Here is a 12,133-nt window from a genome sequence, read left to right as displayed (position 1 = left end):
GGCCCGCGCCGCCAGGACCGCCGGGCCCGGAGGAGAAAGAGAAGGATCGAACATGAGACGTGTTGTCGTTACGGGATTGGGAATCGTGTCCTCGATCGGGAACGATGCCGCCGAAGTCACCGCTTCGCTGCGCGAGGCAAAATCAGGCATCTCTTTCTCGCCGGATTTCGCCGAGCACGGGTTCAGATGCCAGGTCTGGGGGCGGCCGACACTCGACCCCACGGACCAGGTCGATCGCCGCGCCATGCGCTTTCTGTCCCAGGGCGGCGCCTGGAACCATGTCGCCATGAAGCAGGCCATTGCCGATTCCGGCCTCGAAGAGGGCGACATCACCAATGAGCGCACCGGCATCGTCATGGGTTCCGGCGGCCCGTCGACCCGCACGATCGTCGAGGCCGCGCTGACGACAGAAAAGAACGGCTCGCCCAAGCGGATCGGCCCGTTCGCCGTGCCGAAGGCCATGTCCTCGACAGCCTCCGCCACGCTCGCCACCTGGTTCAAGATCCATGGCGTCAACTATTCGATCTCGTCTGCCTGCTCGACCTCGGCGCACTGCATCGGCAATGCGGCGGAGCTTATCCAGTGGGGCAAGCAGGACGTGATGTTCGCCGGCGGCCACGAGGACCTCGACTGGACCATGTCCAACCTTTTCGACGCCATGGGCGCGATGACCAGCGACTTCAACGAGGATGCCCCGCGCGCCTCGCGCGCCTATGACGCCGCCCGCGACGGCTTCGTGATTGCCGGCGGCGCGGGCGTCGTCATCCTGGAAGAGCTCGAACACGCCAAGGCCCGCGGCGCCAAGATCTACGGCGAGATCATCGGCTATGGCGCCACTTCCGACGGCTACGATATGGTCGCGCCTTCCGGCGAAGGGGCCGTGCGCTGCATGCGCCAGGCGCTTGCCGATATCGACGGAGAGATCGACTACATCAACACCCACGGAACCTCGACGCCGGTTGGCGACAGCCGCGAGATCGGCGCGATCAAGGACGTCTTCGGCGACAAGATTCCGCACATCCAGTCGACCAAGTCGCTCACCGGCCATTCGCTGGGCGCGGCCGGCGTTCAGGAATCGATCTATTCGCTGCTCATGATGCAGGAGGGCTTTATCGGCGAGAGCGCCCATATCGACCTCCTCGATCCCGAATTCGAGGGCGTGCCGATCGTGCGCGAGCGCATCGACAACGCCCGAATCGACACCGTTCTTTCAAACTCGTTCGGCTTCGGCGGCACGAACGCCACGCTGGTCTTCCGGCGTTACAATGGATAATGTGCAGATGACCGGACTTATGCAGGGCAAACGCGGCCTGATCATGGGCGTTGCCAACAACCACTCGATTGCCTGGGGCATCGCCAAGGCGGTTCACGCCGAAGGCGCCGAGCTCGCATTCACCTATCAGGGCGAGGCGCTCGGGCGACGGGTTCATCCCCTGGCGGCCGAAGTCGACTCGGATTTCGTCGTTCCCTGCGATGTCGAGGATATCAAGAGCGTCGACGCTGTTTTCGATGCGATCAGGCAGCGCTGGGGCAAGCTCGACTTCGTCGTCCACGCCGTCGGCTTTTCCGACAAGAGCGAGTTGAAGGGACTTTACGCCAACACCACGCGGGAGAATTTCGTCCGCACCATGGTGATCTCCTGCTTCTCCTTCACCGAGATCGCCAAGCGCGCGGCAGAACTGATGCCGGACGGCGGCTCGATGCTGACGCTGACCTATGGCGGCTCCACGGCGGTGGTCCCGAACTACAACGTCATGGGCGTGGCCAAGGCCGGGCTCGAGGCCTCGATGCGTTACCTGGCAGGCGACTACGGCCCGCGCGGCATTCGCGTCAACGCCATTTCGGCCGGGCCCGTGCGCACGCTCGCGGGCTCCGGCGTCGGCGATGCCCGACTCGTCTATGCCTGGCAGCAGCGCAATGCGCCGCTCCGGCGCTCGACCACGATCGAGGATGTCGGCGGCTCGGCGCTCTACCTGCTGTCCGACCTTGCCTCCGGCGTCACAGGCGAGATCCATTTCGTCGACAACGGCTACAACATTCTCTCCATGCCGATCCCGGAAATGATGCGCAGGGGCGACCCGGAAACCTGACGGTTTTCTCTCCGCTCGCGAATATGCAACCTAAAATAGATAAAGGCGTGGCCGGATTTCCGGCCGCGCCTTTGTTTTTTGATGCCGGCAACCGACCTCCGGGATAAACCGAAGCGACCGACCCGGAAAATTCCGCACGCCGTTTTTCCGGCTGCGAAGCCTGGCATCCTGCCTTCCATAGTATTAATCAAACGATTGATTTTATTATGATATGCGCCCTGCAGTCTGACGAGGAAGACGGCGAAACGCAGCGAAGACAACCAACGGAAGGCCGATTTTCTCTTTATTTCTCATGGGATTATCGTTGCAGAACGGCAACAGAGGCTTCTTAATCATTCGATTGATTTAGCATTCCACCGAAGGTTTATTGTTCCTGACGGCCTCTGCGGGTTTGATGCGGATGGATGCAACGCAACGAACTGCTTCCAGCCCAGGGCACTGCCCCGTTCAATTCAACGAGGAGTTATCTTCATGAACCTCAAAAGCCTCTTTCTTGGCTCCGCTGCTGCGCTTGCAGCCACAACCGGCGCGCAAGCCGCCGATCCGGTCGTCGTCATCGAACCGGTCCAGAACAACTATGTCGAAGTTTGTGACGCTTTCGGGGCCGGCTACTTCTACATTCCCGGCACCGAGACCTGCCTGAATGTCGGCGGTTACATCCGCTTCCAGGTTGACGCCTCCAACGGCGGCAATGTTCCGGATGCCTGGAACGTCTTCACGCGCGGCCAGCTTGAGATCTCGTCCAAGACCGATTCCGAACTCGGCACGGTCAACGGCATGATCGCGCTCCGCAGCGAAGCCTATTCCAACGACGGGTCGACCAAGACCTACATCGACGAAGCCTATCTCGGCCTCGGCGGCTTCCAGGCCGGTCGTTTCCTGAGTTATTGGGATGAAGGCCTCATCGGCGAAATCGACGACCTCGCCGGCAACACCCGCTTCAACTCGATGCGTTACGTCTTCGCCGGCGAAGGCTTCGTGGCAGGCCTCTCGCTCGACGCGCTCGAAGCCGACATGGTTGGCCTTTCCAATGACGACATGCCGAAGCTCGGCGTTTCCGGTCGCATCGGCTTCCAGGCTGGCGGCGTCGGCGCCAAGTTTGATGTCGGCTACGACACGTACAACGAAGAGGCTTCGCTGCGTCTGATGACGTCGCTGGCGCTCGGCCCGGGCCAGCTGGACCTCGGCGCGAACTACTCCAGCGGCTGGAACGCCTACGCCAACACCTTCGACGATGAGTTCTACGACTACTCGCTGGCAACCCCGACGGCTCTGCCGGGCGTCTATGCCGAATGGGCACTGGCCGCCGGCTACCAGCTCGACGTCACCAACAAGTTCTCGATCACGCCGGCCTACCAGTGGACCTCCGCAAAGGTTCCGGGCGCCGACAACGAAGACTTCTGGTCCGCAGGCGTCCTGTTCGACTACACCATCGTTGACGGCCTGAGCGCCAAGCTCAATGTCGGCTACACCGACCTGCCCGATACCTACTCGAACGACGACTACTGGGCCGGCTGGTTCCGCCTGCAGCGCGACTTCTAATCCAAGTTGCCCGAGAAGAGGCCTCGAAACGGGCCTCTTTTTCTTCGCCCGGAATGCGGCTTATCGCCGGATCCCGGGCTTTTTTTGTGCCCGATGACTTCAGTCGGCGCGAAACTCGACCAGATGGGGTCCACCGCGGGAAGCTGCCTCCGCGACCGCCGCGACAAGCGCATCCTCGCCCGCCGTTGTTGAAAAGCCGAGCCCGTAGGCAGCGGCGATCTTCTCCATGTCGGGCGGCGTCGGCCTCACGCCCTCCGGCGCGATGCCGGCCTCTTCCATATAGGTCTCGATCTCGCGGTAACCGTGATTGTTCCAGACGAGGAAGACGATGTTGGCGTTTTCATCTTTCGCCGTGCCCAGTTCGGCCAGCGAAAACTGCAGGCCGCCGTCGCCGACAACCGCGATGACCGGCCGGTCCGGCTCCGCGATCGCCGCGCCGATGGCGCCGGGCGGCACATAGCCGAGCGCGCCGTAGCCGGTGGCGGAATTGAACCAGCGTTTGGGCGCGGCGGCGTCGAAGTAAAGATTGGCCGCATAGACAAGCTGGGTGGAATCGCCGATGAAGCGCGCGCCGGGAACGGCGTCGCGCAGGCGATGCAGAAGGGTCACTTCGCCCCTGATCTTGTCCGAGAGCGCGTTCCAGGCTGCTTTCCGCGTCTCAGCGGCACGCTCTGCGCCCCTCCCCCGTCGCGCATCGACGCGCATCAGAAGCGTCTCGAGCATTGCGGCGCTGTCACCGACGATTGCCCCGGCGGTTTGCGGACCTGCCGTGACCCGCTCGTGATCAACGTCGATGCGGATGAGTTTCTTCAGAGCCGGGAAACCGCCGTCGACATAGACGTCGTAATCGGTCTGGCCGATTTCCGTTCCCACCGCGATCACGAGATCGCTTGCGGCAATCAGGGCGCGCACCGGTTCAAGGCTTGCGCTTGCTGGAACCTGCAGCGCGTGTCCCGCCATCAGCCCGCGCGCATTGGCCGTCAGCACGACGGGCGCATCGATGCGTGCGGCAAAGGCCGTCAGCGCCTCATCCGCCCGGCATGCGCCGCCGCCGGCCAGAATGACGGGAGCCTTCGCGCCATTGATCAGGGCCGCAGCATCTTCCAGCCTCGCCTCGTCAGCGACCGCAGCAGCGTCATCGGAAACCACCGGTTCGGGCGGCGCAATCGTCTCGACCATCACGTCGGTCGGGATTTCCAGATGCACCGGGCCGGGCCGGCCGGACATCGTCAGGGCCAGGCAGCGGGCGAGCTCACAGGCAAGGTCCGCGCCGTTCATCAGCGTGACGGAGGCCTTGGCGACGCTCTTCATCAGCGCCTGCTGGTCCGGCAGTTCGTGCAGGCATCCCTCCCCTTTGCCGAGCGTCCTGTGGGCGTTGACGCCGGAAATCACCAGCATCGGCACGCTGTCGGCCCGCGCCTGCGCCATGGCCGTGATCGTGTTGGTGAGGCCCGGACCGGTAATCACGAAGGCCACCCCCGGCCGGCCGGTGACGCGGGCATAGCCATCGGCCATGAAACCGGCGCCCTGTTCATGGCGCGGCGTGACGTGACGGATCTTCGAGGCGGCAAGCCCGCGATAGAGTTCGGCCGTATGCACGCCGGGAATGCCGAAGACGACCTCGACGCCAAGCGCTTCCAGGAGGCGCACAAGCGCCTCGCCGACCGTGATGGTCTCGCTCATGCCTGCGCCGCCTTCTTCCCGGCCGTCAGGCTCGCGGCAAAGCGGCCGATGCGACGCGCCGCCTCCGCGATATCCTCATCCGGCACCGTCAGGCTGATGCGGATAAAACCGTCCGCCTCGACCCCGAAAGACGAGCCGGGCATGACCGCCAAATGCTCGGACTCCAGCAGGCCGAGCGCAAAGGCCTCGCCCGAAAGCCCCGTGGCCGAGACATCGACGAAGGCGAACATGCCTGCCTCGGGCATGGCGCAGAGAATGCCCGGCGCGGCCGAAAGCGCGTCCACCAGAAGGGCAGCCCGCCTTCTCAGCGAGGCGCGCAAGGCGGCGGAAACGCCGCTCGGCCTTTCGATGGCTGCCGCCGTCGCGTCGGCGATAAAGGGCTGGTTGCCGAACAGCATGGTTTCGGCCACCGGCAGCAGCCGCGCGCAGAATGCCGCCGGACCGATCGCCCAGCCGCTGCGGAAGCCCGGCGCCGCATGGGATTTGGAGATCGAGGAGACGGCGATGGTGCGCCCGGCCAGGTCGGCATTGTCCAGCGGCGAGGCAAAATCGCCCCCGAAGATCAGTTCCTCGTAGACTTCGTCGGCAATGATCCAGAGGTCGTGCCGGCGGCAGACGTCGCCGATTTCGGCAAGCTCTTCGGCCGTCAGCACCGCGCCGGTCGGGTTGTGGGGCGTATTGAGCAGGAGAACGCGGGAATTATCCGTGATCGCCTGTTCCAGAATATCGGCGCGCATGTGAAAGCCGTCCTCCGGCTTCAGCGGCACCGGCGCCATCTCGGCGCCCGTGGAGCGGATCACGCCCTCATAGGTGGCATAGAGCGGGTCGCCGACCAGCACGGCATCGCCTTCTTCCACAAGCGTCAGCATGACGGCGAACAGCGCGGTCTGCGTGCCGGGAAAGCAGACGACATTTTCCGGTCCGATGGCACGGCCCGTGCGGGCGGTGTAGCGTGCGGACAGCGCTTTGAGCAGTTCCGGTTCGCCGCGCCCGTTGGAATAGCCGATCCGGCCTTGTTCAAGGGCCGATGCCACAACCTCCGCCAGTACGGGGTCGGGCGCGACATCGGGTTCGCCGATCGTCAGTTCCAGGATGGGGGTTCCGGCCGCCTGCATGGCGCGCGCTTTCAGATGGACCGCCCACTTGTCGGAACCGAGGCCGCCGAGACGGTTGGATATCCTTGCATAGTGCATTGTCTTTCATCCTTCAAAATCTTCAAGCCGAAGGCCGGTGATCGCACCCACCGAATGAAGTCCCGCCCGCAACAACTCCCGATCCTCGAAAATGTCTCCGGCAAGCGAACCCTCGAGCCAGAGCCCGTCGAGGACGGCGTTGATCTCGATCGCCAGCCGGCGGATACCAGCTGCGGCAACGTCGCGCCCGGCCTCGCGAAAGGCGCCGGCCAGAAGACGCTCGATCAGCGCCCGGTATTCCAGATAGCTTTCCCGGTGGATCGCGCCCATGGCGGGATCGATCCGCGCCATGGCGATGAAGGCCGCCCAGAGCGAAAGCCGCCTTGCATCAATCATCGGCGGCATCAGACAGGCGGCGACAAAACCGGCCAGCTTCTCTCGCGCGCTCTTGTCGTCCGCCATGCCCGCCGCGGCGGATATCTCGGTCATCGCCGCCATGGTCTGGCGGTAGGCGGCGTGGAGGAGGTGTTCCTTGGTCGCGAAATAATGCCGGATCAGTCCGCCGGAGACGCCGGCCCGATCCGCCACTTCCCTGACGGTCGCGTTCTGGATGCCGCCCTCGGCGATGCAGTCCAGCATCGCCTCGATCAGGTCGGCACGCCGTTCGGCGTCAGAGGCGCGGCGGAAGGGCTTTCGGCTCATCTCAGCCTCGAAGGATCGGCCGGGTCAGGCAGGTCGGCCCGCCCTCGCAGGCAATGCAGAGCGCATCGGCCTCGAATGTGCTGACGGCGCAGCCGGCGTTCTCCATCGCGGCCTTCGTCTTGTCGAAACCCGCAACAGCGATCACGTCGAGCTGTTTTGTCGGCAGGACGTTGAGGTTGAGGCCGTTGGACGCCATGAACTCGACTTCCGGCGCCTCCACCAGCGTGTAACCCTTTTCCTTGAGCAACTGATAGAACGGCGCGGGCAGAAGCGGCGCATAGACCAGCGCCAGCTTGTCGGCAAGCGGCGAGATCACGCTCATCAGATGCAGGCAGGCCTCTTCCCCCTGCCAGAGCGGCAGGTCGAAGCTCAGGACAGAAATGCCATGCGGCGCCAGCAGCCTGCGAACCTGGTCGATCCCTTCGGCATTGGATCGCACGCCGCGACCGATGCAGAGCGTGCGTTCGTCAACCCAGACGCAATCGCCGCCCTCCACTGTGCCCGAACCGGAAAGCCGCCCGAGAACCGGAATGCCGGCTGCGCGATAGATCGCCTCATGACCGTCGACCTCGCCCTTGCGCAGGGGCTTGCCCATGTTGAGCAGGATCGCGCCGCTATCGGCAACCAGCGAGGGATCGTGGGTGAACATGGCATCGGCAAGCCCATCGCCCTTGTCCTCGTACCAGAGGATTTCGGCGCCCGAGGCCGCGACCAGATCGGCAAATGCCGCATATTGGCCGATCGCGCGCTCGGCGTTGAAGGTCTTGCCGTAATGCCAGACGGCGGGATCCGCCCGCAAAAGGCTTTCACCGGGCCGGCGCATGATCACCCGCCTGATGGGTTGCGCCATGGTTTGCGCTCCGAAACTCATTCCATTCTTCTCCACGCTTCTGCGAAATCTCCGCTAGTTATACACTTGCATAATAAGCTCGCAAGTGTAGTAATAAAGCCAAGGAACGATTTTTGATCGCCGGCACGATTGCACCGCAAGAAGCGCCTGACCGTCGGCATACCGATAACGGCAAAGCGTTTTAATGAAGGCTGAAAACAAACCGCAGGATGGCGACCCCGCAGAAGCGGTCACCGTCGACGATCTCCATAAATCCTTCGGGGATTTCGAAGTGCTCAAAGGCGTGTCGCTCAAGGCCCGTCAGGGCGAGGTCATCGCCATTATCGGCGGTTCCGGCTCGGGAAAATCCACCCTGTTGCGCTGCATCAATATGCTGGAATGGCCGACGCGCGGCCGCATCTGCGTGCATGGCGAGGAAATCGCCATGAAACCCGACGGCCATGGCGGGCTGATGCCGGCCAACCGCAAACAGATCCAGCGCATCCGCACGCGTCTTGCCATGGTGTTCCAGAGCTTCAATCTCTGGCAGCACATGACGCTGATACAGAATGTCATCGAAGTGCCGGTGCATGTGCTCGGCGTCAAGCGCGACGCGGCGGTCGCCGAGGCCGAAACGCTTCTGCGCCGCGTCGGGCTCTATGAAAAACGCGACGCCTATCCGGCCTTCCTGTCCGGCGGCCAGCAGCAGCGGGCGGCGATTGCCCGCGCGCTTGCCATCCAGCCGGAGGCCATGCTGTTCGACGAGCCGACCTCCGCGCTCGACCCGGAACTGGTCGGCGAGGTGCTGACGGTCATCCGCGATCTTGCCGAGGAAGGCCGCACCATGCTGCTGGTCACCCACGAGATGGGCTTTGCCCGCGAGGTCGCCAGCGAAATCGTCTTCCTGCATGACGGCCGGGTGGAAGAACAGGGCGCGCCCCAAACCGTCTTCGACAATCCGGAATCCGAACGACTGAGGAAATTCATCAGCTCCGTGCAATAGCCGTTCGCAGGACGATTACCCGATACGTTCCGGCAATGGCCCAACCTAAAACAGAGGGAACCGAAACCATGAAGAAACTGACTTCCGCACTTCTCGGCGCCGCAGCCTGCCTTGCGCTTTCTGCCGGCGCCGCTTCCGCCGAGACCGTCAAGGTCGGCGTTGCCGCCGAGCCCTATCCGCCCTTCACCGTGCCGGACGCCGCCGGCAACTGGACCGGCTGGGAAATCGACATGATGGATGCCCTCTGCAGGCAAGCCGCGCTTGACTGCGTCATCACGCCGATCGCCTGGGACGGCATCATTCCGGCGCTGACCGCCGGCAAGATCGACGCCATCATGGCCTCGATGTCGATCACGCCCGAGCGCGAGGAGCAGATCGCCTTCTCCGACAAGTATTACAGCACCCCCGGCGCCATCGTCGCCGAGGCCGGCTCCGGCATCGAGCCGACCAATGAAAGCCTGTCGGGCAAGGTGCTCGGCGTGCAGGTCTCGACCACGAACCAGGATTATGCCGAAAAGCATTTCCCCGATGCCGAGATCAAGACCTACCAGACCCAGGACGAGGTCAACCAGGATCTTTATGCCGGCCGCATCGACGCCGAGATCGCAGACCTCGTAACGCTTCAGCCCTTCCTCGAAAGCGACAACGGCAAGGCGTGCTGCGAAATGATGGGCACCGTCGCGCAGGATGTTGAAATCTACGGCCCCGGAATCGGCGTCGGCCTGCGCAAAGACGACACCGAACTGCGCGAAAAGTTCAACGCCGCAATCGCCGCCGTCCGCGCCGACGGCACCTATGAAGAGATTACGAAGAAGTATTTCGACTTCGACATCTACGGCGATTGATCAAGGCATGAAAGGACGCCGCGACAGGCGTCGGCGCTCCTTTGATGTTTGAGCCCTCTGCGCAAGTCCATCTCTCCCCTTGAGGGAGAGATGTCGCGAGAGCGACAGAGAGGGGTGCCCCTCGCAACGGACTGAAAGCTTCGGGCTGATACTTCACCCCCTCTGCCCGGCCGGGCGTCTCCCCTTCAAGGGGGAGATTGACCGCGAGGCTATGGCATTACCAAGCAGGATGGCGCATTGAACGGGCCAGACAGGGAAACAGAATGAACTGGGAATTGCTCGCCTTGTCACCGCCCGGATGGGGCGGCGCGCTTCTTCGCGGCCTCGTCACCTCGCTGCAGGTTGCCGCCGGTGGTTTCGCGCTCGGCCAGGTGATCGGCATTCTCGGCTCGGCCGGCAAGCTTTATGGCGGCCCGGTGATCAGGGATCTCATGGAGATCTACACCACGGTGGTGCGGGCCATCCCCGAACTTGTGCTGATCGTGCTGCTTTATTACGCGGGCACCGCGGCGCTCAACAATCTGATGGGCGCAATCGGTTTTTCCTCCGTCGACATTTCCGGCATGCTGGCGGGCATTCTCGTCATCGGTCTTGTCCAGGGCGCCTACTCCACCGAAGTGCTGCGCGGTGCGATCCTTGCCATTCCGCCGGGCCAGATCGAGGCGGCCCGCGCCTATGGCATGCCGCCGGCCATGGTGATGCGGCGGATCACGCTGCCGGCCATGCTGCCGCATGCCATTCCCGGCCTTGCCAATCTCTGGCTCGTCACCACCAAGGACACCGCCCTTCTCGCCGTCGTCGGCTTTACCGAGCTGACGCTTGCCACCCGCCAGGCCGCCGGCGTGACGCACGAATATTTCCTGTTCTTCTCGGCTGCCGGCGTGCTCTATCTGGCGGTCACTCTGGTCTCAAACGTCGCCCTGCAGTTTCTCGAGCGCCGCGCCAGCCGCGGCATCGCGAGGCAGCGGACATGACCGATCAGCAGATACCGGAGGACATCGAGACCCCGCCGCCGCTGCCGAAACTTTCCGCGCTGATGCGGCCGCACAGGCTCGCCATCATGGCCGTGGCGCTCGGCCTACTCATCCTGATGATCGTGAAGATGCAGTGGAACTGGCTACCCGACTATGCCGGCATGCTGATGGCCGGGCTCTGGATCACGATCGTGCTCCTGGTCTCCTCCACCATCCTCGGCTTCCTGCTCGCTGTCCCGCTCGGCCTCGTTCAGGTCACGGGACCAAAAATCCTTGCCTGGCCGGCGCGCGTTTTCTGCACCATCATTCGCGGCACGCCGCTGCTGCTGCAGCTCTGGCTGCTTTATTACGGCCTCGGTTCGCTGTTTCCCGGCATTCCCGAAATCCGCCAATCCTTCCTGTGGCCTTACCTGCGCGAGGCCTGGCCCTACGGGCTGCTGGCGCTGACACTGTCTTATGCGGGCTATGAGGGCGAGGTGATGCGCGGCGCCTTTGCCGGAGTGCCGCATGGCGAACTGGAGGCCGCCCGCGCCTATGGCATGGGCCGCTGGAAGGTGCTGACCCGCATCTGGCTGCCGCGCGCCGTGCACCGGGCGCTGCCGACGCTCGCGGGCGAAACCGTGGTGCAGCTCAAATCGACACCGCTGGTGGCAACGATCACGGTGATCGACCTTTACGCCGTGGTCGGCGACATTCGCCAGTCGACCTACCTCACCTATGAACCGCTTCTCTTCCTCGCCTTCCTCTATCTCTGCCTCACCGGCATTCTGGTGACGATATTCCGCCACTTCGAAAAGAAGATCCCGACGCGGGGGATGTGAGCCGGGCCGCATGAGGCGGCCCGACAGGGATCATAGCCCGGAAAAACGCGCAATGGCCTCAATGATCCGGGCATGAACCTCCGCCCGATCGGCGCCCTCGGGATCGTCGCAGACCGGATCGTCCTGTTCTTCGGCCAGCAGGGCCGCACCGTCTGGCGTGCATTCGGCCAGAAAGGTGAAGTGATGCGCGGGCGCGATGACGACCCGTTCGGCCTCAGGCAGGCGCGCGATAAGATTGCTGCCGGCTTCGGAAACATCCGCCGCCCGCATGAGGTTTTCCTCACCGAGATTGATCACCAGAACAGGCATATCGGTCGCTTCAATACTATCCTCGGTTGCCGCATAGGTAAAACCGGGATCAATGGCGATGGCCCGGCTAATCCGTTCATCGCGGGCATCTGCAGAAAACCCGCTCGGCATATGGTCAAGGTCAAGATTGCCCTTTGACATGAAGACGCAGTCAGCCTGCGCCGGTTGCGCCCTGCAATAGTCAGCAAACGCATCGCCGCTG

The 12,133-nt window shown here is 63.5% G+C and carries 12 protein-coding genes; 7 read left to right on the top strand and 5 right to left on the bottom strand.

What is annotated here, in order from left to right; translation table 11 throughout:
- Positions 1-52: 52 nt before the first annotated feature.
- The 3 genes from fabB (at position 53) to AC5DC2_RS01425 (ending at position 3,632) form a co-directional block, all read left to right on the top strand.
- Complete coding sequence (fabB, locus tag AC5DC2_RS01435) at positions 53-1,273, top strand: beta-ketoacyl-ACP synthase I (protein WP_491697234.1); 1,221 nt, start codon at positions 53-55, stop codon at positions 1,271-1,273.
- A 7-nt stretch (positions 1,274-1,280) separates the two neighbouring features.
- On the top strand, positions 1,281-2,090 hold the full coding sequence (fabI, locus tag AC5DC2_RS01430) for an enoyl-ACP reductase FabI (protein WP_491697233.1): 810 nt from the start codon (positions 1,281-1,283) through the stop codon (positions 2,088-2,090).
- A gap of 471 nt (positions 2,091-2,561) precedes the next feature.
- On the top strand, positions 2,562-3,632 hold the full coding sequence (locus tag AC5DC2_RS01425) for a porin (RefSeq protein ID WP_491697232.1): 1,071 nt from the start codon (positions 2,562-2,564) through the stop codon (positions 3,630-3,632).
- A 99-nt stretch (positions 3,633-3,731) separates the two neighbouring features.
- On the opposite strand, the gene AC5DC2_RS01420 is transcribed toward AC5DC2_RS01425, so the two are convergent.
- Genes AC5DC2_RS01420 through AC5DC2_RS01405 form a run of 4 tightly spaced genes read right to left on the bottom strand, consistent with a single transcriptional unit; the run spans position 3,732 to position 8,000 of the window.
- Positions 3,732-5,315, bottom strand: coding sequence for a 5-guanidino-2-oxopentanoate decarboxylase (locus AC5DC2_RS01420; RefSeq protein WP_491697231.1), 1,584 nt, complete (start codon positions 5,313-5,315; stop codon positions 3,732-3,734).
- Positions 5,312-6,508 carry a pyridoxal phosphate-dependent aminotransferase gene (locus AC5DC2_RS01415; RefSeq protein ID WP_491697230.1) on the bottom strand — a complete coding sequence of 399 codons (1,197 nt, stop codon included), beginning with the start codon at positions 6,506-6,508 and terminating at the stop codon, positions 5,312-5,314. Before AC5DC2_RS01415 ends, AC5DC2_RS01420 begins: the two co-directional genes overlap by 4 nt.
- Before the next feature lie 6 nt (positions 6,509-6,514).
- Positions 6,515-7,150: a TetR/AcrR family transcriptional regulator gene (locus tag AC5DC2_RS01410; RefSeq protein WP_491697229.1), complete on the bottom strand. Its 636-nt coding sequence runs from the start codon at positions 7,148-7,150 to the stop codon at positions 6,515-6,517.
- 1 nt (position 7,151) lies between these two features.
- A complete protein-coding gene (locus tag AC5DC2_RS01405; protein WP_491697228.1) occupies positions 7,152-8,000 on the bottom strand; it encodes a dimethylarginine dimethylaminohydrolase family protein in 849 nt (282 codons plus the stop codon).
- A gap of 184 nt (positions 8,001-8,184) precedes the next feature.
- On the opposite strand from AC5DC2_RS01405, the gene AC5DC2_RS01400 reads away from it, so the two are divergent.
- The 4 genes from AC5DC2_RS01400 to AC5DC2_RS01385 all read left to right on the top strand — a co-directional run bounded on the left by AC5DC2_RS01400 (position 8,185) and on the right by AC5DC2_RS01385 (position 11,622).
- Positions 8,185-8,982, top strand: coding sequence for an ABC transporter ATP-binding protein (locus AC5DC2_RS01400; RefSeq protein ID WP_024708522.1), 798 nt, complete (start codon positions 8,185-8,187; stop codon positions 8,980-8,982).
- A 68-nt stretch (positions 8,983-9,050) separates the two neighbouring features.
- Positions 9,051-9,827 (top strand): transporter substrate-binding domain-containing protein, encoded by a 777-nt coding sequence (locus AC5DC2_RS01395; RefSeq protein WP_491697227.1) that lies wholly within the window; start codon positions 9,051-9,053, stop codon positions 9,825-9,827.
- A gap of 263 nt (positions 9,828-10,090) precedes the next feature.
- Positions 10,091-10,801 (top strand): ABC transporter permease, encoded by a 711-nt coding sequence (locus AC5DC2_RS01390; protein WP_024708520.1) that lies wholly within the window; start codon positions 10,091-10,093, stop codon positions 10,799-10,801.
- Complete coding sequence (locus AC5DC2_RS01385) at positions 10,798-11,622, top strand: ABC transporter permease (protein WP_491697226.1); 825 nt, start codon at positions 10,798-10,800, stop codon at positions 11,620-11,622. Before AC5DC2_RS01390 ends, AC5DC2_RS01385 begins: the two co-directional genes overlap by 4 nt.
- Positions 11,623-11,652: 30 nt before the next feature.
- Here the strand turns inward: AC5DC2_RS01385 and AC5DC2_RS01380 are convergent.
- Positions 11,653-12,133, bottom strand: a 481-nt coding sequence (locus AC5DC2_RS01380) for an alpha/beta hydrolase (protein ID WP_491697225.1), incomplete at its 5' end; no start/stop codon positions are given.

It is taken from the genome of Martelella sp. (assembly GCF_984369615.1).
Note: the sequence above shows the minus strand (reverse complement) of the source record. Positions and strands in the feature narration are given on the sequence as shown.

Excerpts from the sequence above, each read along its gene's own strand:
- fabB (WP_491697234.1), top strand. The coding sequence starts at position 53 with ATGAGACGTGTTGTCGTTACGGGATTGGGAATCGTGTCCTCGATCGGG.
- fabI (WP_491697233.1), top strand. The coding sequence starts at position 1,281 with ATGACCGGACTTATGCAGGGCAAACGCGGCCTGATCATGGGCGTTGCC.
- AC5DC2_RS01425 (WP_491697232.1), top strand. The coding sequence starts at position 2,562 with ATGAACCTCAAAAGCCTCTTTCTTGGCTCCGCTGCTGCGCTTGCAGCC.
- AC5DC2_RS01420 (WP_491697231.1), bottom strand. The coding sequence starts at position 5,315 with ATGAGCGAGACCATCACGGTCGGCGAGGCGCTTGTGCGCCTCCTGGAA.
- AC5DC2_RS01415 (WP_491697230.1), bottom strand. The coding sequence starts at position 6,508 with ATGCACTATGCAAGGATATCCAACCGTCTCGGCGGCCTCGGTTCCGAC.
- AC5DC2_RS01410 (WP_491697229.1), bottom strand. The coding sequence starts at position 7,150 with ATGAGCCGAAAGCCCTTCCGCCGCGCCTCTGACGCCGAACGGCGTGCC.
- AC5DC2_RS01405 (WP_491697228.1), bottom strand. The coding sequence starts at position 8,000 with ATGGCGCAACCCATCAGGCGGGTGATCATGCGCCGGCCCGGTGAAAGC.
- AC5DC2_RS01400 (WP_024708522.1), top strand. The coding sequence starts at position 8,185 with ATGAAGGCTGAAAACAAACCGCAGGATGGCGACCCCGCAGAAGCGGTC.
- AC5DC2_RS01395 (WP_491697227.1), top strand. The coding sequence starts at position 9,051 with ATGAAGAAACTGACTTCCGCACTTCTCGGCGCCGCAGCCTGCCTTGCG.
- AC5DC2_RS01390 (WP_024708520.1), top strand. The coding sequence starts at position 10,091 with ATGAACTGGGAATTGCTCGCCTTGTCACCGCCCGGATGGGGCGGCGCG.
- AC5DC2_RS01385 (WP_491697226.1), top strand. The coding sequence starts at position 10,798 with ATGACCGATCAGCAGATACCGGAGGACATCGAGACCCCGCCGCCGCTG.